The sequence below is a fragment of the Phreatobacter sp. genome, from assembly GCF_051860605.1.
Lineage (GTDB): Bacteria > Pseudomonadota > Alphaproteobacteria > Rhizobiales > Phreatobacteraceae > Phreatobacter.
Genome location: NZ_JBHYDR010000013.1, coordinates 113,173 through 134,416 on the forward strand (window position 1 = coordinate 113,173; position 21,244 = coordinate 134,416).

The 21,244-nt window shown below is 70.0% G+C and carries 18 protein-coding genes; 5 read left to right on the forward strand and 13 right to left on the reverse strand.

Features of this window, described 5'->3' with window-relative positions:
- Positions 1–196: 196 nt before the first annotated feature.
- From zigA to ACTIFS_RS19825, 3 genes are all read right to left on the reverse strand, one after another.
- On the reverse strand, positions 197–1,426 hold the full coding sequence (zigA, locus tag ACTIFS_RS19815; protein ID WP_439575847.1) for a zinc metallochaperone GTPase ZigA: 1,230 nt from the start codon (positions 1,424–1,426) through the stop codon (positions 197–199).
- A gap of 115 nt (positions 1,427–1,541) precedes the next feature.
- Positions 1,542–2,294 carry an SDR family NAD(P)-dependent oxidoreductase gene (locus ACTIFS_RS19820; RefSeq protein ID WP_439575848.1) on the reverse strand — a complete coding sequence of 251 codons (753 nt, stop codon included), beginning with the start codon at positions 2,292–2,294 and terminating at the stop codon, positions 1,542–1,544.
- Between the two features lie 104 nt (positions 2,295–2,398).
- Positions 2,399–3,304, reverse strand: a complete 906-nt coding sequence (locus ACTIFS_RS19825) for a LysR family transcriptional regulator (RefSeq protein WP_439575849.1) — start codon at positions 3,302–3,304, stop codon at positions 2,399–2,401.
- An 86-nt stretch (positions 3,305–3,390) separates the two neighbouring features.
- On the opposite strand from ACTIFS_RS19825, the gene ACTIFS_RS19830 reads away from it, so the two are divergent.
- Positions 3,391–4,029 (forward strand): class I SAM-dependent methyltransferase, encoded by a 639-nt coding sequence (locus tag ACTIFS_RS19830; RefSeq protein WP_439575850.1) that lies wholly within the window; start codon positions 3,391–3,393, stop codon positions 4,027–4,029.
- 32 nt (positions 4,030–4,061) lie between these two features.
- On the opposite strand, the gene prmB is transcribed toward ACTIFS_RS19830, so the two are convergent.
- Positions 4,062–5,018, reverse strand: a complete 957-nt coding sequence (prmB, locus tag ACTIFS_RS19835; RefSeq protein WP_439575851.1) for a 50S ribosomal protein L3 N(5)-glutamine methyltransferase — start codon at positions 5,016–5,018, stop codon at positions 4,062–4,064.
- 275 nt (positions 5,019–5,293) lie between these two features.
- On the opposite strand from prmB, the gene ACTIFS_RS19840 reads away from it, so the two are divergent.
- Together ACTIFS_RS19840 and ACTIFS_RS19845 are read left to right on the forward strand one after the other, a co-directional pair.
- Positions 5,294–7,084 (forward strand): tetratricopeptide repeat protein, encoded by a 1,791-nt coding sequence (locus ACTIFS_RS19840; RefSeq protein ID WP_439575852.1) that lies wholly within the window; start codon positions 5,294–5,296, stop codon positions 7,082–7,084.
- Positions 7,085–7,109: 25 nt separating this feature from the next.
- Positions 7,110–8,024 (forward strand): 4-(cytidine 5'-diphospho)-2-C-methyl-D-erythritol kinase, encoded by a 915-nt coding sequence (locus tag ACTIFS_RS19845; RefSeq protein ID WP_439575853.1) that lies wholly within the window; start codon positions 7,110–7,112, stop codon positions 8,022–8,024.
- Positions 8,025–8,031: 7 nt separating this feature from the next.
- On the opposite strand, the gene ACTIFS_RS19850 is transcribed toward ACTIFS_RS19845, so the two are convergent.
- From ACTIFS_RS19850 to ACTIFS_RS19870, 5 genes are read right to left on the reverse strand one after another with little or no spacing between them, the layout of a single operon-like run.
- Positions 8,032–8,796, reverse strand: coding sequence for an ABC transporter ATP-binding protein (locus tag ACTIFS_RS19850; RefSeq protein WP_439575854.1), 765 nt, complete (start codon positions 8,794–8,796; stop codon positions 8,032–8,034).
- Complete coding sequence (locus ACTIFS_RS19855; protein WP_439575855.1) at positions 8,793–9,806, reverse strand: FecCD family ABC transporter permease; 1,014 nt, start codon at positions 9,804–9,806, stop codon at positions 8,793–8,795. The genes ACTIFS_RS19850 and ACTIFS_RS19855 overlap by 4 nt, the downstream gene beginning before the upstream one ends.
- 2 nt (positions 9,807–9,808) lie before the next feature.
- Complete coding sequence (locus ACTIFS_RS19860; RefSeq protein ID WP_439575856.1) at positions 9,809–10,855, reverse strand: iron ABC transporter substrate-binding protein; 1,047 nt, start codon at positions 10,853–10,855, stop codon at positions 9,809–9,811.
- A 31-nt stretch (positions 10,856–10,886) separates the two neighbouring features.
- Positions 10,887–11,600: an ankyrin repeat domain-containing protein gene (locus ACTIFS_RS19865; protein WP_439575857.1), complete on the reverse strand. Its 714-nt coding sequence runs from the start codon at positions 11,598–11,600 to the stop codon at positions 10,887–10,889.
- Between the two features lie 7 nt (positions 11,601–11,607).
- On the reverse strand, positions 11,608–12,966 hold the full coding sequence (locus ACTIFS_RS19870; RefSeq protein WP_439575858.1) for a hydrolase: 1,359 nt from the start codon (positions 12,964–12,966) through the stop codon (positions 11,608–11,610).
- A 208-nt stretch (positions 12,967–13,174) separates the two neighbouring features.
- Here ACTIFS_RS19870 and ACTIFS_RS19875 point away from each other — a divergent pair, with 208 nt between their 5' ends.
- Positions 13,175–15,055 (forward strand): ABC transporter ATP-binding protein, encoded by a 1,881-nt coding sequence (locus ACTIFS_RS19875; protein WP_439575859.1) that lies wholly within the window; start codon positions 13,175–13,177, stop codon positions 15,053–15,055.
- On the opposite strand, the gene ACTIFS_RS19880 is transcribed toward ACTIFS_RS19875, so the two are convergent.
- The 3 genes from ACTIFS_RS19880 to ACTIFS_RS19890 all read right to left on the reverse strand — a co-directional run bounded on the left by ACTIFS_RS19880 (position 15,048) and on the right by ACTIFS_RS19890 (position 18,156).
- Complete coding sequence (locus ACTIFS_RS19880; protein ID WP_439575860.1) at positions 15,048–16,346, reverse strand: S1 family peptidase; 1,299 nt, start codon at positions 16,344–16,346, stop codon at positions 15,048–15,050. The two genes, ACTIFS_RS19875 and ACTIFS_RS19880, sit on opposite strands and share 8 nt — an antisense overlap.
- Before the next feature lie 123 nt (positions 16,347–16,469).
- Positions 16,470–16,982: a hypothetical protein gene (locus ACTIFS_RS19885; RefSeq protein ID WP_439575861.1), complete on the reverse strand. Its 513-nt coding sequence runs from the start codon at positions 16,980–16,982 to the stop codon at positions 16,470–16,472.
- A 244-nt stretch (positions 16,983–17,226) separates the two neighbouring features.
- Positions 17,227–18,156 carry a hypothetical protein gene (locus ACTIFS_RS19890; protein ID WP_439575862.1) on the reverse strand — a complete coding sequence of 310 codons (930 nt, stop codon included), beginning with the start codon at positions 18,154–18,156 and terminating at the stop codon, positions 17,227–17,229.
- A 178-nt stretch (positions 18,157–18,334) separates the two neighbouring features.
- Here ACTIFS_RS19890 and ACTIFS_RS19895 point away from each other — a divergent pair, with 178 nt between their 5' ends.
- Positions 18,335–19,411, forward strand: coding sequence for a caspase family protein (locus tag ACTIFS_RS19895; protein ID WP_439575863.1), 1,077 nt, complete (start codon positions 18,335–18,337; stop codon positions 19,409–19,411).
- A 72-nt stretch (positions 19,412–19,483) separates the two neighbouring features.
- Here the strand turns inward: ACTIFS_RS19895 and ACTIFS_RS19900 are convergent, their stop codons facing one another.
- Complete coding sequence (locus tag ACTIFS_RS19900) at positions 19,484–21,220, reverse strand: caspase family protein (RefSeq protein WP_439575864.1); 1,737 nt, start codon at positions 21,218–21,220, stop codon at positions 19,484–19,486.
- Positions 21,221–21,244 lie beyond the last annotated feature (24 nt).

Here is a 21,244-nt window from a genome sequence, read left to right on the forward strand (position 1 = left end):
CCTTCGGGCTCGCACCTCAGGATGAGGAGGGCGGTGAGTTGCATTGGCCTCAATTGACCTTCAGCCGCTGTGCCTGAACGCAGTCGTATTGCAATCCACTACCTTCCTCATCCTGAGGTGCGAGCGGCAGCGAGCCTCGAAGGACGCAGCGACCGGTCTGCAAGCAGCCATCCGGCCGCCTGCCGGTGCTCCCCGATCACGCCGCTTCGTCGGCCCGCCGCCAGGCGGGGAACGGGTCATGGAGCCCGGCATGGGCGGCCGCGTCGAAGCGCGTCGCCGAGGCCTTGCCGACAAGGCATCCGTCCAGCGCCATGCGCATCGACGCTTCGTCCATGCCAATGCCGATGAAGACCAGTTCCTGCCTGCGGTCGCCATAGACCGGATGCCAGTGCCGGCGGATCATCTCGCGCCATTCATCCTGCTGCGGCCAGCGCGGCTTCGGCACGGCCGCCCACCAGAAGCCCATGGCCGAGGTGCGGCAGACGGCGCCGGCGATCGACAGTTCGCCGCACCAGTCGGGCCGGGTCGCCAGCCAGAAGTGACCCTTGGCGCGGACGAGGCCCGGCCAGGTGCGCTTCAGGAAGGCGTCGAACCGGCCGGGATCGAAGGGCCGCGCGGCGCGATAGACGAAGGAGGAGATGCCATATTCCTCGGTCTCGGGGACATGGTCCTTGTAGCCGTAGAGCTCCTTCGCCCAGAGCGGGTGCATTTCGGCCTTCTCCGCGTCGAAACGCCCGGTATCCAGCACGTCGGCAAGGTCCACGCCGGCGAAGTCTGTCTCGATGATCCGGGCGTCGGGATTGAGTGCGCGCACGATGCGCACGACCGTCTCGCGCTCGGCCGGGGCGACATCCGAAACCTTGTTGACGACGATCACGTCGGCGAACTCGATCTGGTCGGTGAGCAGGTCGACCAGCGTGCGCTCATCGGCATCGCCGGCGGTCTCGCCGCGGTCCTTCAGGAAATCCTGGCTGCCGAAGTCCTTCATCAGATTGATGGCATCGACGACCGTTACCATGGTGTCGAGCCGGGCGATGTCCTCGAGCGCCTCGCCATCCTCCGAGCGGAAGGAGAAGGTGGCGGCGATCGGCAGCGGCTCGGCGATGCCGGTTCCCTCGATCAGCAGGTAGTCGTAGCGGCCACTGTCGGCGAGTTGCCGCACCTCGGTCAGGAGGTCGTCGCGCAGCGTGCAGCAGATGCAGCCATTGGTCATCTCCACCAGCTTCTCGTCGGTGCGCGACAGGTTGGCGCCGCCCTCGCGAACGAGATCGGCGTCGATGTTCACCTCCGACATGTCGTTGACGATGACGGCGACGCGCCGGCCCTCGCGATTGTTGAGGATGTGGTTCAGCAGGGTCGTCTTGCCGGCGCCGAGGAAACCGGAAAGCACGGTGACGGGCAGGCGGGAATCGGATCGGGAGGTCATCGGTCGTCCTGAATGTTATACTATAACATCTAAAGACCGGAGGGCTCCCGCGCAAGCCTCTGCTGCCGGCCGCATCGGGGCGGCCGGCGCGATCAACAGGTTTCAGGGCAGGTCGTCAGCCGAGGAGCTGGCCGCCATCGACCACGACCGTCTGGGCCGTGACCCAGGCTGCGAGCGGCGAAGCGAGGAACATCACCACGTTTGCCACCTCCTCCGGCGTGCCGAGGCGCCGGAAGGGGATCGAGGACAGGATGCGGTTGTAGAGCGCGGGGTCGGATGTGCGCCGCGCCTCCCAGGTGCCGCCGGGAAACTCGATGGAGCCCGGCGCCACGCAGTTCACGCGGATGCCCTTGGGCGCCAGCGCCGCCGCCTGGCTGGTTGTGTACTGGATCACCGCCGCCTTGACCGCCGCATAGGCGGGCGTGCGGGTGGAGGCGCGGTAGCCGGAGATCGACGACACGTTGACGATCGAGGCGCCGGACGAGGCCTCAAGGAAGGTCAGGGCGGCACGGCTCGCCCGGACCGTTGCCATGACGTCGACGTTGAGGCCCCTCTCCCAGCCCTCGTCGGTGTCGCCCATGCCGAAGCCGGAGGCGTTGTTGACCAGCACGTCGATGCCGCCGAGCGCTGCAGCCGCGGCGGGGATATAGGCCGCGATGGCCTCGGCGCTGGCCAGATCGCAGGAAGCAGCATGGGCGGTCACGCCGTGGGCGGTGATCTCGGCGGCCGTTGCCTTCAGTCCGTCCTCGCCGCGGGCGCAGATGGAGACCGCCGCACCCGCGGCGGCAAATCCGATGGCGATGGACCGGCCGATCCCGCGGCTGCCGCCGCACACCACCACCCGCCTGCCGCTGAAATCGAACGCCATGTCGTCTGCTCCCTTGTTCCGACCGGCGGGGAGACTGCCACGGCTCGCCGGGTCAGGCACTGCCGTGCCGGCAAGGTCTGCCATGCCCGGCGGGCAGGCAGCGGCTAGTGGCCGGCCGCCGGCCGGCGTTCGGGGAGCCGCGACAGTTCCTCGGCCAGGATCGCCTGAACCAGCCGGATGCGCGGGCTCTGCTCCAGTTCCCGGTGCGTGACGAGCCAGACCGGAACGGGGATGGGCGGCAGGTCCGGCGCGACCCGCCGCACGCCCGGCGTGCGGTCCGCCACCTCGCGCAGCATGCCGCCGATCCCGAGCCCGCGCCTGACCATCTCCCAGATGGCGACCGCCGAATCCGACGCCAGGCGAAAGTCTGCCGCGTCCACCGGGATGCCGATCCCCTTCATGAAATCGGCGAAATGCGCGGCGTCCTCGAAGCAGATCAGGTCGCCCCGCGCCAGATCGGCCGGACCGGCCGGCATGCCGTTGCGGGCGATCCAGTCGTCCGATGCGTAGAAATGCGCCTCGGTGTCGCAGATGTGCTGGCCGACCAGGCCCGGCCGGTCGGGCTTCACATGGCGGATGGCGATGTCGGCCTCCCGGCGATGCAGGTCGCTGAGTGCGTTGGAGGCGACCACCATGATGGTGATCTGGGGGGCGGCCGCACGGATGCGCGCGACGATGTCGGGCAGGATATAGGCGGCATAGGAATCGGTGGCCGACAGGCTGACCCGCCCGCCGATCTCCTGCACCCGGCCGCTGGCCGCCAGCGCCATGGCCTCCGCCGCCTCGCCCATGGACCGGCTGTAGGCCAGCAGATCCGCCCCGGCGAGGGTCAGCACCAGCTTGCGGCCGATCCGGTCGAAAAGGGCAATGCCGAGTTCGGCTTCCAGCGCGCTGACCTGCCGCGACAGGGTCGGCTGGGTCAGTCCCGTCTGGCGCGCCGCAGCCGACAGGGAGCCGGCGGTCGCCGTCATGTGAAAGGCGCGCAGCAGGTTCCAGTCCAGAGTTCTCATGCGCTTGCGTATATCATGGCTTCAGATTTCGGCAATTTCGTCGTTCTGTGCATATGCTAGGCCTGCGCCGCACAGGAGATCGGCCCATGAGCCTCGCCAGCGACGCCCGATTCTGGGACCGATCGTCCCGAAAATATGCTGCATCGAAGATCGCCGACCCGGGCGGCTATGAACGCACGCTCGAGCGCACGCGCGCGCTCCTGCGCGCCGGGGACAGCGTTCTGGAACTGGGCTGCGGCACCGGAACCACCGCCCTGCGGCTGGCCGATGCCGTGCAGGCCTATCTGGCAACCGACCTGTCCGAGGGGATGATCGCGATTGCCCGGCAGAAGCTGGCTGCCGGACCGGTCGCCTCACTGGCGTTCCGCGTTGCCACGGCCGAGGACTTGCGCGGAGAGGCGGACAGGTTCGATGCCGTGCTCGGCTTCAACTATCTGCATCTCGTGCACGACCTTCCGGCGACGCTTGCCAGCATCCATGGCCTTGTGAAGCCGGGCGGCCTGTTCATCTCCAAAACCCCCTGTCTTGGCGACATGACGCCGCTGATCCGGCTTGTCCTGCTGCCCGCCATGCGGGCCATCGGCAAGGCGCCGCATGTCCTCTCGCTTCGGGCCGACGATCTTGAGGGGGCAGTGCGCGCAGCGGGCTTCGACGTCATCGCGCGCGAGGCCCATGCCACCAGGGGACGGGACCGTCGTCCGTTCCTCGTCGCCAGAAAGCCGTGACGGCGCGGGGAGCGCGTCTCGCGCGCGCCCGCTCAGGCCCTCAGGCCGAGGTCTGCCGCCGACAGCCAGAACACCTCGCCGGTGCTGTCCTGCGAATCCAGCCAGAGGAAGGGCAGGTCGAACTCCTCCTCGAGGATCTCGGCGCCGGTTCCGATCTCGCAGAGCAGCCCGCCGTGCTCGGTCAGGTGGTCACCCGCCTCGCGCAGGATACGTCGCACGATATCGAGCCCGTCGGGCCCGCCGGCATGGGCCATGACCGGCTCGGCGCGATATTCGGGCGGGAAGGCTGAGACCTCCGCCTCGGCGACATAGGGCGGGTTGGCGATGATGAGATCGTAGTGCCGGCCCGCGACCGGCGCGAACAGATCCCCCGCCATCAGGTTGATCCGGTCTTGCATGTCATGGTCCGCGACGTTGAGCGCTGCCACCTCCAGCGCCTCGGCGGACAGGTCGACGGCGTCGATGGTGGCCTCCGGAAAGGCCATGGCCGCCAGAATCGCAAGACAGCCGGACCCGGTGCACAGGTCGAGGATGCGGGTGACGGCCATCGGGTCGGGCACGGGGCCTGCGCCCTCCTGCACGAGGCCGCCGGACATCATCAGTTCGCCCAGATAGGAGCGCGGCACGATCACCCGCTCGTCGACCCGGAACGGAATGCCCTGGATATAGGCCCGGCCGAGCAGGTAGGAGGCGGGCTTGCGGGTGGCGACACGCTGCTCGATCAGGTCGAGCAGCCGGAGGCGCTCGGGCCGGGTCAGGCGAGCATCCAGCCACGGGTTCAGGTCGTCGATGGGCAGCGACAGGCCCTCCAGCAGGATGAACGCGGCTTCGTCCAGCGCGCTCGTCGTGCCGTGGCCGAAGGCGATGCCGGCCGCGCGGAAGCGCCCGACCGCATGGCGCAGCAGGTCGCGGATGGTCAGGAACGTATCGGCGAGGTCGGCCGGGACAAGGTCGGCCTGGGCAGGGCCGGCGGGCGGGCGGGGAGCCATGTCGGGCATCCTGGACGGAGAGGCGGGCGCTAGGTCCCGGGTTCTGCCGGTCTAGACAGCGGCGGTGGCGCGTTCAAGGCTTCGTGAGCGGTGAAATGCCTTCGCGGCCACGGCCGGCCTGCCTTGGCGCCGCCCAACTCGGCCCCGATGGTTGCCTTGCGGATCGTCGGCATCGGAGGCATTGTCGCCTGATGCCGGTGCGCCGGATCGGGCCGAATGTGGCGGGCAGCCGGCCCCTTGCACGCAATCCCAACCGGGACGACGAGAGAACCGACGTGACCTTCAGGACCATGCTCAGGGTGCTCACCATCGCTTTCGCCGTCGTGGCGGGAACGACGGCGGGATCGGCGCGCAACCCCTCCACCGAGCCGCCGGGTGCGGCGCCGACGCTGCGCGAGGCAATCCGCTCGTCGGTCTATGGCAATGTGCTGGCCGCGCGCGTGGCAGCCAATGCCCGCGACACGGCCGCGGCCTCGGTGTTCTGGCGCGCCGCGCTGCGCCGGGACCCGCGCAATGCGGAAATCCTCGAGCGGGCCTTCGTCGCAACCCTTGCCGACGGCAATGTCGATGACGCCGTCCCGCTGGCCGAGCGGCTGGTCCAGGTCGACCGGCAGCACCGCCTCGCCCGCCTCGCACTCGCCATCCGGGCGGTGAAGCAGCGACAGTTCCAGACCGCACGCACGCATCTGATCGCTGCTCCGCGCGCCGAATCGGATCTGACCTCCGCGCTGCTGATCGGCTGGACGCAGCTTGGTTCCGGCGATGCCAATGCCGCCGTGGCTTCCGTCGACCGGCTCTCCGGGCAGGACTGGTACACGCTGTTCAAGAACTTCCACGCCGGGCTGATTCTCGATGCCGCCGGCCGCAGGGCCGATGCCGGTGCGCGGCTCGAGGAGGCCTACAAGCAGGATTCCACCATCCTGCGGATCGTCGATGCCTGGGGCCGCTGGGTCTCGCGCGGGCGCTCGACGGAAGACGCCCGCCAGGTCTATGCGGCCTATGACAAGGTGATCCCCAACCATCCCGTGGTCGCGGATGCGCAGCAGCGGCTGGCCGGCGAGCGCGCAACCCTGCCGGTTCTCGTCCGCAACGCCCAGGGCGGCGCCGCGGAGGTGCTGTACGGGCTGGGTTCCGCGCTGTCGCGGCAGGGCGGCGAGGATCTCGCGCTGATCTACCTGCAACTCGCCCGCTGGCTGGAGCCGACCCACGAACTCGCCATCCTGTCGCTCGCCGATCTCTACGAATTCCTGAAGCTTCCGCGCCGCGCCATCGCCGTGTTCGACGCCATGCCGGACACTTCGCCGCTCTACCGCAACGCCCAGATCCAGCGTGCGCTGAACCTCAACGAGGTCGAGCAGGTGGACGAGGCCCGCAAGGCGCTGCAGGCCCTGATCGACCGCAAGGCGGATGACATCGAGGCCCTGCAGGCGCTCGGCAACATCCTGCGCGCGCGCAAGATTTTCGCGGAAGCCGCCGAGGTCTATTCGCGCGCCCTGGCGCTGATCCCCAACCCGTCCTCCCAGCACTGGGTCTATTTCTATTTCCGCGGCATCGCCTACGAGCGGACCAAGCAATGGGCGAAGGCCGAGGCCGACCTGCGGCGCGCCATGGAACTGGTGCCGGAGAACAACGCGCGCGGGCGCGCGCAGGTGCTCAACTATCTCGGCTATTCGTGGGTCGACCAGGGCATTAACCTGCAGGAAGGGCTCGAACTGGTCCGCAAGGCGGTCGAGCTGACCCCCGAGGACGGCTATATCGTCGACAGCCTCGGCTGGGCCTATTACCGCATGGGCCGCTTCGAGGAGGCCGTCGTGGAGCTGGAGCGGGCCATCGAACTGCGTCCCGAGGACCCGGTCATCAACGATCATCTGGGCGATGCGTACTGGCGCGTCGGCCGGCGGCTGGAGGCGCAGTTCCAGTGGAACCATGCGCGCGACCTGAAGCCCGAGCCGGACGACCTGCCGCGCATCCTCAACAAGATCGCCAACGGGCTTGCTGCCGACACGGTGGAGCCGCAGCAGGCGACCGGACAGGCCGCGCCCGCCCAGCAGCGCTCGCCAAACTGAGCCGCATCCCGATCCGGCCCTGGCCGTGCGTCCCGTCGTGAGCGGCGGCGTCCTTGCCGAACGGGCACCCGCCAAGGTGAATCTCACGCTGGCGGCGCGCCGGCGGCGGCCCGACGGGTATCATGACCTCGAGAGCCTCGTGATGTTCGCCGCAACCGGCGACGATCTCACCTTCGTACCGGGCGGCGAGAGTTTCCACCTGACCGTTTCCGGCCGGACCGCTGATGCTGCCGGCCTGCCAGACGACAATCTGGTGCTTCGGGCGGCCAGCCATCTTGCCGCGCTGGTTCGCGGCTTGCCGCGTGGCAGGTTCAGGCTGACGAAGCGCCTGCCGGTGGCGGCCGGGCTGGGTGGCGGATCGTCCGATGCGGCGGCCGCCCTGCGGCTGCTGGCGCGCGCAAGCGGCCTTGCCCCGGACGATCCCCGCCTGGTCGAGGCGGCAAGGCTGACCGGTGCCGACGTGCCGGTCTGCCTGGCCTGCAGGTCGCGGATGATGCGCGGCACGGGAGCCGAACTCGGCCCGGTGCCCGGCCTGCCGTTCCTGCCGGCGGTGCTGGTCAATCCGGGTGTCGCCGTGTCCACGCCGGACGTCTTCCGACGGCTCGGGTTGGCGCCGGGCGAGGAGAGGCCCGGCGATCCGGCGGCCGCTGTCGAGACCATGGACTGGCCGGACCGGCGCTCCGCGCAGCGCGCGGCCCTGGTGCAGCTGGCCTCGACCTCGCGCAACGATCTGGAGGTGCCGGCACAGGCCATCGCCCCGGGGGTGGGGGAGGCGCTCGCCCTGTTGAGCAGAACGGATGGATGCCGCCTTGCCCGCATGTCTGGCTCGGGTGCCACAATATTCGGCCTGTTCGACAGCGGTCGCGCGGCCGCGGCGGCGGCGAGCGCGGTGCGGCAGGTTCGGCCGCACTGGTGGATCCGGCCGACCGTGCTCGCCTGAGCGGGGGTCAGCCTGGCAGAAAGGCGGTTACGCCGCCGGCCCCGGTGATCGTTCTGACCTCGGCGCCATAGAGCCTTTCAAGGTTAGCCTGCCGGAGAACCTCGCCAGCCGGGCCGGTGGCCATGAGCCCACCATCGCGCAGCAGGGCCACCCGGTCGGCATGACCCAGCGCCTGGTTCGGGTCGTGGGTGGTAAAGAGCACTCCAAGGCCATCGCCCGCCAGCCGGCGGATCTGCCGCATGACCTTGCCCTGGTTGCCGAAGTCGAGGCTGGCAGTTGGCTCGTCCAGCACCACATAGCGTGGTTCCTGGGCCAGCGCGCGCGCGATCAGGACCAGTTGGCGCTCGCCGCCTGAAATCTGCGTCGTCGGCCGGTCGGCAAGATGGGCGACGCCCATGCGCTCGAGCATGCTGTCGACGACCGCCCGGTCGCGGGCCGACGGCTTCGCGAACAGGGTGCCATGGGCGGAGCGGCCCATCATCACGACCTCCCGCGCCGTGAACGCAAAGGTGCCGCCATGAGCCTGGGGGACATAGCCGATGAGGCGCGCCCGTGCGGGCGCCGGCACGCTGGCAATGGTCCGGTCGTCCACCCACACGGCTCCGGAGCGCGGCGGAATGAGCCCGATCATCGTCTTGAGCAGCGTGGTCTTGCCGCCGCCGTTCGGGCCGAGCAGCGCCAGCACCTCGCCCGGAGCGAAGGAGAGGGTGACATCGCGCCCGACGGTGTGGCCGCGATAGCCGAAGCCGAGACCTGCCGCCGTGATGGTCACGACCAGCCCCCGCGCGAGGTGGCGAGCAGCCAGATGAAGAACGGCGTGCCGACGACGGCGGTCAGGATGCCGAGCGGAATTTCCACGGGCGCCATGGTTCGGGCCAGCGTGTCGATCAGCAGCAGATAGCCACCCCCGAGAATGGCCGCGGTCGGCACGAGCTTTCCAAAATCCGGGCCGACCAGGAACCGGGCAAGATGAGGCACGACCAGCCCGACCCAGCCGATCACGCCTGCAGTCGCAACGCTTGCCGCAGTCGTCAGGGTGGCCGCCGCGACGATGGCAATGCGCAAGAGGCCGGTCGGCAGGCCCAGCGCCCTCGCCTCCTCTTCCGGCAGCGACAGCGCATTCATGCGCCAGCGCAGAGCCATGAGCACGATCGTCCCCGCCAGAACCGGGCCGACGAGCGGAAGAAGGTCGGGCGGTGCGGTGCCCGACAGGGAGCCAAGCAGCCAGAAGGTCATGGCCGGAAGCTGGTTATAGGGGTCGGCGAGCACCTTCACGAGGCCGACGCCGGCCCCCAGCAGCGCGCCGACAACCACCCCGGTCAGCACCAGGGTCAGGATCGGGTCGCCGGACCGGATCGTGGCACCCACCGCATAGACGGCGACCACTGCCACGATGCCGCCGGCGAATGCCGCCGCCTGGATCCCGAAAATGCCGAAGGACAGGAGGATGCCGATCACCGCACCAAGTGCGGCACCCGAGGAGGCCCCGAGAATATCAGGCGAGACCAGAGGATTGCGAAACAGGCCCTGGAATGCGGTCCCTGCCACCGCAAGGGCCGCGCCGCAGACGAGCGCGGCAATCACGCGCGGCCCGCGGATGGAAAACACCACCGCCTCCACCGAGGCCGGAAGGCCGGACGGCGTGCCGGAGAGGCGCGACCACAGGGCGAGGATCAGGTCGGATGGGGCCACGGGAAACCGGCCGACGCCGAAGGCCACGAGCAGGCCGAGGACAAGGACGGCAACCGCCACGCCGCCGCCGAACGCGCCTCTTGACACCATGGTCAGTCGCGCCCGGCCAGGACCCGGTCGATCTGCTGATCGGTTGGGGTCAGGTGATAGAAGAGCGTGTAGAAGTCGCGGGTCAGGCTCCGCATATCCTCCGGGAACAGGGTCGGGTACAGGACCTTTCCGAGCCACCACAGGCCGATCAGCCGGTTGACCGAGGGCGGGAAGTCGACCCATCCGAAAGGCAGCTTGGGTGACAGGTGGATCCGGCCGTCGGCGACCGCCGAGACACCGGCCCAGGCGGGGTCGGTGCGGACAGTCGCCGCGAAGGTCTGGTCGATGGTGACGATGATCTCGGGGTTCCAGACCAGCACCTGCTCGAGCGAGACCTGCGCGAGACCGCGTCCCGGCGCGCCGCTCGCGACATTGACGGCGCCGAGGAACTCGACGGCCTCGACATTGATGGAACCGGACAGGCCGGTCTCCAGACCGCGCGGACCACGCGCATAGTAGACGCGCGGCCGGCGGGTCGGAGTGACCGTTCCGGTGCGCGACAGCAGTGTGCGCATCGTGTCATCGCACCAGTCCGCGAGGACCTTCGCGCGTTCGCGACGATCGAGGAGCTGACCCAGCGTCTGGTAGGTGCCGGCTGCCACGTCGAGACGGCCATCAAGCAGGGCGTAGGGAATCCCCGTCTGGCCCTGGGCCCGATCCGCCAGTTCCGCGAAGGGGCGGCGGACGGAGCCGGCGTCGATGATCAGGTCGGGCTGGAGTGCAAGCACCAGTTCGAGGTTGGCTGTGTTGCCACGACCTGTGATGCGGCCGACCTCCGGCCTTGACCCGACCTCAGGCAGCAGGAACTCGCGCTCCTCCGGCCGGTTGGCGCGCGGCCAGCCAATCAGCAGGTCCGGAGCCAGCGTGTAGATGAGGATGGCGGCCGGCGGGCCGGCGGGGAATATCCGGCGCACGCTGGCTGGAATCGTGATGCGTCGGCCGGCACCGTCCAGCACGAAGGGCGTACGCGCAGTGGCAGCCGGTGAAGCCAGGCCAAGGGCGGCGGGCAGGGCGGTCAGACCCGTCAGGACGGCGCGGCGATCGGGCATGGCTCGACACTAGGCCGGTTGTGCGTTGCCTTCAACGCCGCGCCGCCTCCAGAATCGTCACCATCGCGGCAAAACCGCGCCGACGCGCGTGGTCCAGCGGCGTGACACCCTGACGGTCGGCGATACGGATGTCGGCCCCGGCCTCCACCAGCGCGCGCGCCGTCTCGACATGGCGCCGGCCGCCATCGCCGAGGATCACCGCCTCGATCAGCGCGGTCCAGCCCAGGTTGTTGACGTGGTCCAGCGGCGCGCCGGCGGCGATCAGGCGGCGGACCACGCCGTCATGGCCGAGATGGGCCGCGGCGATCAGCGCCGTGCCGCGATAGGGGCTTGTGATGGCTTTCGGATCGCCTCCGACGGCGATGGCGACCGCCATGGTCTCCTCGTCATCGGCGACCGCCGCGATGGTGATCGCGTCATAGGCCCGGCTGTCGAGGGCGCGCGGATCGGCGCCGGCGGTGACGAGGGCGCGTATCGCCTCGCGGTGGCGGCCATGGGCCGCAACGTGAAGCGGCGTGCGACCATGGCCGTCGCGGGCGTTCGGGTTCTCGCCGGACGCTGCCAGCCTCGCTATGGCTGCCACATCACCCGAATGGGCGGCGGCATGCAGGCCGCGATAGGCGGCGACCTCGGCCGGGTCCGGTGGAACCTGCGCCCGGCCCGGGCCTGCACCGGCAAGCACAAGACCGGCGATAACAAGACCGGCGAGGACAAGGGCGGCGAACCGGCGGGCGGATCCGGCCATTGCCTTTTCACCAGGTCAGTTCGGCAATGGCGATGCGGTTTTCCGCCAGCGGAACGGCGCGGGCGATCACCCGCTCCTCGTTGAACAGGCCGATCACCGGCCGGCCGACCTCGCCAGCCGGCAGCCGGACGCTGGTGGCGGCATCGGTCGGCACGCCGCGGGTGACATCGGACGGTTCGCGCCCGTCGAGCACCACCACGTCACGCGGAATGCCGAAATAGCCGCGCGGGCGGGTCATCCGGACGATGGCACCGGCCTGCCGCTCGGCCTCGGCGACCGGCGGGGCCGGTCTCAGGTGGACGACGTCCGAGGAGCGCGGGAAGGGCGAGCGGAACGTGTGGGTGACGGGATGGCCCTCGACCGCCACAACGAACTCCAGGCAGTCCTCGTACGAGGCGGTCACCGGACCCCAGCGCCCGTCCGGCCCGGTGGTCTTCCTCGCCAGCGGCTCGCCGCGGCGGGCCGCCGTGCCGGGGTCGATGCGCCAGACCTCGACCTCGGCATTGCCGACGGGCCGGTTCGACGGCACGCCGCGCGGATTGCCGGTGACGAGGCCGTCGAGCACCACCTCGCTGTCCGGCTGGACTCCGATCAGGGCCGGCTCACGCCCGCCGATGAAGCGGTAGAGCTCGCGGAAGGCGCGCGGGTGGAAGGCCACCTCGCGGTGGTCGAGGGGGCCGAGGCCGATATTGGTGGCGCCGCGCAGGGTCGGACCCTCGGTGGTGATGCCGGTCGGCACTCCCGGCCGGCCGATCAACCGGGCATCGGCCTGCGCGAACTTGTCATTTCCCTCGCTGTAGAGCGTCAGGAAGGCGGTGCCCGGCACGACGTCCGTGTCCCGGGCGTTCAGCCGCGTCAGGAACGGGCCTGCGCCGTTGAATTCGCTGCCCGGAGCCTGGGGCCAATGGAACACGCCACGGTTCGGCGTGCCGCAGAGAGCCGCATGGCTGACCTGGGATGCGCCATCTGCGAGGACGATGAAATTGCGGATGGCATTGCCGCCGCGTGACGAGCCGACAAGCGCGAGCCGGTCGGAACCGGTGCGGGCAAGCGTCGTGCGCACGACGGCTGTCAGCTCGCGCAGCTGATCCTCGGTGCCGGAGCGGCCCGGCATCGGCACGGCGTCGTCGCTGCGGGCGAGCGGATCGGTGAAGTTGAAGGCCACCAGCCGATCCTTCGGCCAGCCGTTCTGGGCGAATCGCCAGAGCGTCGTCATCCAGAGCGCCGCATGATCGCCGTTGCCGTGGCAGAACACGATGGGCGGCGGGGCGGCGGCCTGAGCGAAGGCGGTGGACAGGGGCCGGAGCAGAGCGGCCGCTGATAGTGCGGCCGTGGCCGCCACGAACTGGCGTCGCGTGGTTTTCATGAGCGTTTTTCTCCCGGCCGGATGGTCCGATGACGCGGCAGTCAGGTCAAGGCGGACCTGCACCCGGCAGATGTCGGCAGGATGTCGGGAGAGACCCGCCGCTTGTCGACGGATCATCGCCGTGCGGCCATAATCGCCACCTATCACCCGCTTTTCCTCGATCAAGTCGAACAGACCGCGCAGCCGCCGCGCGCGGCGGACATGGGCCATGCTGCGCTATTTCGAAACCCGCCTCGACCCCGTCGCTCCGCCGCCCGGCTCCGGGCCGCCGGCGGGCCTCCTTGCCTTCTACTGGTACTTCATCGCGCAGGCGAAGGGGCTGTTCGCGGCCCTGTTCGTTGTCGGCATGGTGGCGGCCGTTCTGGAAACGGCGATCCCCTATTTTATCGGCCGGCTGATGGCGATCCTGACCGAGACGCCGCGCGAGGCCCTGTTCCAGACGGCCTGGCCGACATTCGCGGCCATGCTGTTCGTGGTGCTGGTCGCCCGCCCGCTGGTGCTGTTCCTCCAGCGGCTGATCGCCAATCACGGCATTTCGGCGCCGCTCAACACCCTGACGCGCTGGCAGAGCCATCACCACGTCGTGCGCCAGTCGCTTGGTTTCTTCCAGAACGATTTCGCCGGCCGGATCGCCAATCACGTCATGCAGGCCGGCAGCGCGGTGCGCGAGACCGCGCTCGCGTCCATGCGCTCGGTGCTGCACATCCTGTTCTACGGGATAGCGGCGACCGGCCTCATGGTGGCGCAGGACTGGCGGCTGGCCGTGCCGATCTTCGCCTGGTTCTGCCTCTACGTGGCGCTGCTGGTCGCGATGGTTCCGCGCATGCGCGACACCGCGCGGGTGGCCTCCGCCAAACGGTCTGCGGTGACCGGCAAGGTGGTCGACAGCTACACCAACATCCTCACTGTCAAACTCTTTGCCCGCGCCGCCGACGAGGATCGCTACGTGCGCGACAGCATGGTGGAGCAGCATGCGGCCTTTCTGGCCCAGCACCGGCTGAACACGCTGTTCACGGTTCTGCTCAACGTGCTGAACGCCCTGCTGCTGGCGATCACCGGCACCCTGGCGGTGCTGCTCTGGCAGTCCGGCACGGTGGAGATCGCGGCGGTCGCCATGGTCCTGCCGCTGACTATCCAGATCATCGCCATGTCCGGCTGGGTCGCGGCCGAGATCCAGGGCATCTTCGAGAATGTCGGCACCGTGCAGGAGAGCATGGGCTCGATCGCCCGGCCGCTGACCATGCAGGACGCACCCGCCGCGCGGCCGCTTGAGGTCGCAGGCGGGGGCATCGCCTTCGACCGCGTCACCTTCGGCTATGGCCGGGCCGACCTGCCGGTGATCCGCGACCTGACGCTGACCATCCGGCCGGGCGAGAAGGTCGGGCTCGTCGGGCGGTCGGGCGCAGGCAAGTCCACCCTGGTCAGCCTGCTGCTGCGCTTCCACGACGTGGAGGCCGGCGCCATCACCATCGACGGACAGGACCTGCGTGAGGTTACGCAGGAGAGCCTGAGGCAGGCGATCTCCGTGGTCACGCAGGACACCTCGCTGCTGCACCGCTCGATCCGCGACAATATCAGCTATGGCCGCCGCGATGCGGACGAGGCGCTGATGCGGGCGGCGGCGGGAAGGGCGGAGGCGGACAGCTTCATCGACGGGCTGCGCGACAGTGCCGGCCGCACAGGCTACGACGCCCATGTGGGCGAACGCGGCGTCAAGCTGTCCGGCGGCCAGCGCCAGCGCGTCGCCATTGCCCGCGTGATCCTCAAGGACGCGCCGATCCTGGTGCTGGACGAGGCGACCGCTGCCCTCGACAGCGAGGTGGAGGCGGCCATCCAGGACAGTCTCGGGGACCTGATGGCCGGCAAGACGGTGATTGCCATCGCTCACCGCCTCTCGACGCTGCAGATCATGGACCGTCTCGTCGTGCTCGACAGGGGGCGCATCGTCGAGGAGGGCTCGCATGCCGAACTGCTCGCGCGCGGCGGACTTTACGCCCAGCTCTGGGCGCGCCAGTCAGGCGGCTTCATCGTCGCGCCGGCCGGCGAGGCGGAGGCCAGGCCGCAGCCGGCGGAGCCGGCCCTCAGTTGACGCAGTCGAGCGGCAGCACCACGGGGAACGCATAGTCCTGCATGCTGGGCATGCGCTGCGGCTCGCCGCCCGGCATGGCGACGAGCGTCACGTCCTGCGCCCGCAGGAAGCGCTGGATGGCCTCGTGGCTGATCGCGGTGCCGGCCCGGCCGACGAATTGCGGGTCATTGGCCACGCCGACGACGAGGCCGTTCTGGTCATAGATCGGCGCGCCCCAGGGTTCCTCGACGGCCCCGCCCTGGAACTGGAAGCGCGTCGTGCCGGCTGTCGCCCCGGGGGAGGCGATCACCGTCGTCTCGGCGACCGTCACCTGGCCGATCACCCGCCGGGCCGGATAGCCGACCACGGTCAGCCGCTCGCCCGCTCTCAGGCCCTCGCCTGCGATCCGGAAGGGCGCGACCGGGCTCAGCAGGCCCGGCACGCGGAACAGGGCGAGGTCGAGTTCGGCATCGTCGGCGACCTTGACCAGCGGAATGCGCTGACCGCCCTGGCGCGCAATCGCCACCGAGGTGCAGGTGCGGACCGAATGATAGGTGGTCAGCACATGGCCGTGGCGGCTGACATAGAAGCCGGTGCCATAGGCGATCACCTGGCCGGGGGCGGAGCGGCCGGCCGCCAGCAGCTCCGACATGGCGCAGAGGTCGATGCCGGTCCGCTCGTCGACGTGACCGCCGGCGAAGACGATGCGGATGTTCCAGGTGCAGCCCTGGCTGGCCAGCTTGCGCAGGTGGAACCGGCCCTGGGGCCGAAGGGTGCCGGTGCCGAGATGGTCGTTGCCCCAGCTGGCGGCGCCCTGGCTCTGGGTGAACAGGCCGACGACGGTCGCCGGGCCCTGGTTGACGATCATAGTATCAACTGAGCGGTTGGGCGGCTGCGACTGCGTCGTCGGCGGCGAGGGGTCGCGATCGTTGCGTGCGCGCACGCCCTGTCCGCCGAAGTCGAGCTGGGACACCTGGCAGATGTTCTGGTTGCGCTTTTCCTCGACCTGGTCGTTCTGGAAGATCACGAAGATGTCCCAGTTGCAGCCGCGTGCCGCCTCGCCCCGAAACTGCCAGCGCTGGTTCTGCCGGATCGTCCCCGCCAGCTTGTCATAGCCCCAGTTCTGGTCGGCGACCGGGGTCGCGAAGACCGCGACGATCGGACTGGCATTGCGGTTGACGATGAAGGCCTGCGGGTTCGCCGCGGGCGGTGTCTGGGCGCGGGCCGGGACCGCGAGTGCCAGACCGGCCAGCATGGCGAGCGTCGGCAGCCAGAGACACCAGAAGCTCGATCGCCGGTCACGCATGGCCATGCCGCAGTTTGACGCAAAGCCCAAGTCTAGTCAGCACACGGCTTGCTGTCACCCGGTGTGACGCATGGGAAAGGGCCGGGACCGCTGAGCGATCCCGGCCCTTGGCCGATGGTGATGGTCGGGTCAGAGGCGGATGCGGTTGCCGTTGCCCGGGGTCGGAGCCGGGGCCGGAGCCGGGGCGGGAGCCTGGGTCGACGGCGCCTGGCGCTGCTGACCGGCGAGGCGCTGCGTGGTCGCCTCCCAGAAGCGCTCCAGCGAGCCGCGGGCGGCCTGGGCGGTGCGGGTGGCGCAGCCCTCTTCGCCGAGGAAGGCCTTGGCGTCCTGCTCGCCGATATTGGCGGCCTCGGCCGTCGGGCTCTGCGGGTTGCGGCGGGCTTCCTCGGCCATCGCCTTGATGGCCTCGAAGGTCGGCATCGGCAGGAAGTCGCAGCGGCTGTCGTACCAGAGGCTGAAGCCGGCGAGGTAGCTGGCCCGGATGAGGCGGGCTTCGCGGTCGTTGTGGTTGAACACCTCGGCGATGCGGCCGTCGACGACCGCCTGGACGAGGTGGCGGTGCTGGTAGGTGTTGGCGAGGGCCGGAGCGGCAAGCACGGTGGCGGCGCAAGCGGCGAGGATGAAGGTCTTGAACTTGGTCATGGTCATGCTCCCTGATCTCTGTCCGGCCGAACCATCCGGCCTGGTGAAAACAGGTTTAGGGGCAAGCCGGGATCGGCGGGATTGCTGCGGGTTGCGGCGCCTTGCGAGCGGATGGAGGCGTGTTGGGGACGGCTGACGCACCGCTGCCGCGGCCACAACGCAAGAGCCCCGGCCGCAGGGGCCGGGGCTCGTGGCAGGGCAGAGATCGCAGCACAGCGATGGCACGACAGCCGAGTGGGCTGGCTCAGGCGGCCTTCGGGTCCCGCACCAGGTAGTCGCTGCTGCAGAAGGCCACGGCATTGGCATGGCTCTTGGCGACGCGCGTCATGTTGGTGATCAGCCGGGCGGTCTCCTCCTCGTCGAGAGGGGCGGATGTGGCCCGCGCCCCGCGGGGGTCCAGCCGCGGCAGCACGGCCGGGTCGCGTACCACGATGGCGGTGAGGCGGAAGCGGCCGGTGATCGGCTGGACAGGCTTCGGCTCGCGCATCAGCAGGATCCGCCCGCCCTCGACCGTTGCATCGAAGGGCGAGGGCAGCCATCGCACCGCGTCCTGGAACGTGATGTCCCAGATGCGCTGGCCGCTGGGACCGGGATCGCGCGAGAACATGACATAGAGCTTGAGCGGGCGGTCCAGATCCTCGGGCAGCAGTCCGTCGATGGCGAACAGGCCCTTGTGCCGGCCGATCTCGAACACCGGGGGGCCGGCGGCGGCCGCCGTCGCGCCCTCGAAGAAGCGGGTCGTGCCGTATTGCTCGATGGCAAGGTGCGGCCCGCCGCCCGGCGAGGCGGGAACATCCGGGCCGAGCTCGCGGACCAGTGCCTTGTGGGTCCGCTCGAGGGCGTCGGGGTCGATCACCTCGGTGGCGGTGATGACCTGCCGGGTGAAGTCGAGGGCGGGCGCCTCGAAATCGGTCGGGCGGAACTGGTAGCCGGCCGGGTCATGGCGTCCGGCGGCGCCGCGCACGATGGCGATGCGCTTGTTGACAACCTCGGCGAGCTCGCCGGCCACGTCCGGCTCGCAGCCATAGTCGCCGCGCAGCATCTTCGAGAATTTGGACGGCCCGTCATCCGGTCCCCACAGGCGCGTGGCGATCTCGGCATTGGACTGCGGCAGGCGCAGCAGCTCGCGCACGGCGAGCCATTTCAGAAAGAGATTCGGTATTGCGGCGGCCATGGGCCTGTCTCCTGGTTCGGGTGTGCGGCCAGTGAGCCCCATTGCCCGCATGGATGAAAGAGCCAAGGCAAGGGATCGCAACCCGTCTCAACTCCCAACAATTCCTGCAGAGGATGCCGCGGCGCAAGGTCCGGGTCGACAGCGAACAGGCGCTGACTTTCAAACAGGAGCTACGGACATGCGCAGTCGTTCCCAGATGGTGGCGCTTATCGCCGCTCTTGCCCTCACCCTCTCCACCTATGCCGCCTCGGCCGGCCAGCGCGTGGCGCTGTCCATCGGCGTGTCGACCTACCAGACCTCGCCGCTGCCGAGCCCGGCCAAGGATGCCGCCGAGGTCGCCACCGCGCTGTCGGGCTTCGGCTTCGACGTCACGCTGGTGCAGAACCCCAACTCCCAGACCTTCCGCGCTGCGGTCGATGCCTTCATCGCCAAGGCCCGCGGGGCCAGCGCCGCGGTGGTCTACTTCTCCGGCCACGGCCTGCAGGTCAACGGCGAGGTCTACATGATGGCCTCCGATACCCAGGTCGACAGCCCGGAATTCTTCCGCCGCGACGACTACACGGTGAGCGGCATCGTCGATCGCCTCCAGGCTGCCGGTGTGGACTTCAAGTTCGTGATCGTCGATGCCTGCCGCAGCAACCCGTTCCTGACCGAGCAGGGGCGCAATGCCCTCGCCACGGCCAATGCCGGCCAGGCCGAGCGCCGCTCGCCCGCCGCCAACACGCTGGTCAGCTTCTCTTCGGCCGCCGGCGAGAACTCGCAGGACTGGGGCACCTCCATCGGCCTCAGCCTCTACACCGCCGCCCTGCTCGACGTGATGAAGGCCAACGAGCGGATCGAGGTGCGCGAGCTCACCCAGCAGGCCCGGGCCCTGGTTCAGCAGTATGTCGCCCGCCACAACGCCGAGGCCCAGACCCCTTGGGAAGGTTCCTCGATGATGCGCCCGGTCCACCTGGAGCGGAACGGCCGGGGCGCGGTCGTCGCCTTCAACCAGGACACCCGCAGCCAGGGCACCCGCAGCCAGGACACCCGCAGCCAGGACACCCGCCGGGCTGAAGCCGGCCAGGTCCCGGCCGGTCGCTCCTCCGCGGCCCGCCCTGCTCCGGCCCGCCCGGCTCAGGCCGAAGCTCCGGCCCGCACCACCGCCCCCCAGACGGGCTCCGACACCCTGCTCGCCCGGCTCGCCATGGTGATCGCCGAGCAGGCCGGAACCAGCCACCGGGGCAGCGGCCCGGTCCGCCACGCCTCGAACTGACCGATCGGACCTACGACGAAGGGGACCGGGGGCGCAAGCCTCCGGTCTCTGGCGTTCCGGGTGTGGCGAACCTCACCAGATGCGCATGACCAGGCAGAAGCGACCGTTCTCGAGCACGGTGTTGGCTGCGGGGCAGTCGCCCAGCCGCTTGTAGGCGGCAAGCGCCACGGGCTGGCCGGCGGCCGTGCCGCCCAGCCGCTCATGGCCGAGGATGGTCGGCGTGACCAGACCGAAGGCCGCCTGGCCGGTCAGGCAATAGCCGGGGAAGGGGAACTGCACCTGCGCCGCCGTACAGGCCGGCGTGCCGCGCGGCTCCAGCCTGGCGACACCGGCCGGCGGGCCGCCGATCACCGGCCGGGTGCCAGCTTCCGCGACCGCCGCCTCGCTGATCCAGTCCGGATGCACCGGGGCGAGACAGGTCTGCTCCGCCTCGAACAGACTGTCATCGGCGCAGCGCGCGCCCGTGCGCGCGGAGGCGCGCAGCACCATGGCCGCGGCCAGCGGCACGGTGGCGTGACCGGCCTCCCAGATGGCCCCGATCGGTCCGGCGCTTCTCAGGCAGTAGCGCCCGTCCAGCACCAGCGACGACCCGTCCTCGCAGTCCCGCCCATCGGTCTTGCGCCAGAGAACCGCACCCTCCCTTGGCACCGGCCAGGCGGCTGGCGCCGACAGGTCGATACGCACCGGCTCAGGCCGCGGCCAGAACAGGAAGGCGCCAGCGCCGGCCGCAGTCGTGGCCAACAGGGCGAAGAGGACAAGGACAGGCGCCTTCGACTGCCGCGTCGCCGGGGCGGGGGGAGCGGCAAGCGAACCGAGAAAGGGCACGGGCCGGGAGGCTGCAGGCGCGCCACCGGCAGGGGCCGGAGGGGGCGTGGCCGGCGGGGCGGGCGGCAGCACCGCGTCCCAGGCGGACGGCACTGTTGCGGGCGGGGGTTCCGGCGCGACCTCTGCCTGCGGCTCCGCCACGGCAACGCTGCGGGCATCGGCCGGCGGAACCGGCACGACCGGCACCTCGGCCGGAACGGCAAGGGGTGGAGGTGGTGGCTGGTCGGGCAGGCTGTCGCCCGGCTTCAGGACGATGGACGGCACCGCCCCCTGCACGAAAAGGGCCGGGCGCTGGGCATTGCCGGTGGTCTCGGCCACGGCGCGTGACACCGCGAAGAAGATCTCCTCCAGCCGCCGGTCCGGCTCGCGAAGGTGATGGGCGAGGGCGCGGGCATAGGGGCTGTGGTCGCCATGGCCGTCATCGGCGACCTGCCCGGCGGCGGTCGAGAAGACCACCAGGGTGCCGTCCGGCAGGTTCTGGATGGAGGCGAGGCCCTGGGTCAGTCCGCCGCCGGTATCGCGCATCGCGCTGTCGCGGCACGCGTCCAGCACCACGACATTGGCGAGGGAATGGGCGCGCGCGAGTTCCTCGACGAGATAGTCCACCGGCACCGCGCCGCTCTTCAGATAGCGGGTGTCGGGGATCTGGGCATCGACCGGCACGAGAAAATTCGCGCCGCGATGCTGGATGCCGTGGCCGGCGAAATAGAAGAAGCCGATCGCGTCCTTGCCGGCCTTTTCCAGCCGCTCGCCGAGGCGGACGATGGCGGTCTCCAGCACCGCCTTGCTGGCATCGGTCACCAGTTCCGTGTCGAAGCCGAGATCGGCCAGCGTGTCGGCGATGAGCCGGGCATCGCGCGCCGGATTGTCGAGCCGGCTCGTGCGATAGGCGCCGTTGCCGATCACCAGCGCGACGCGGGGCGTCGGGGGGGCGACCGGCTCGGGCCATCCGGGAGTGTCGTCTCCGAAGAACCGGGGCGGCATGGCTTCGCGTCGCTGGGCTCGAAG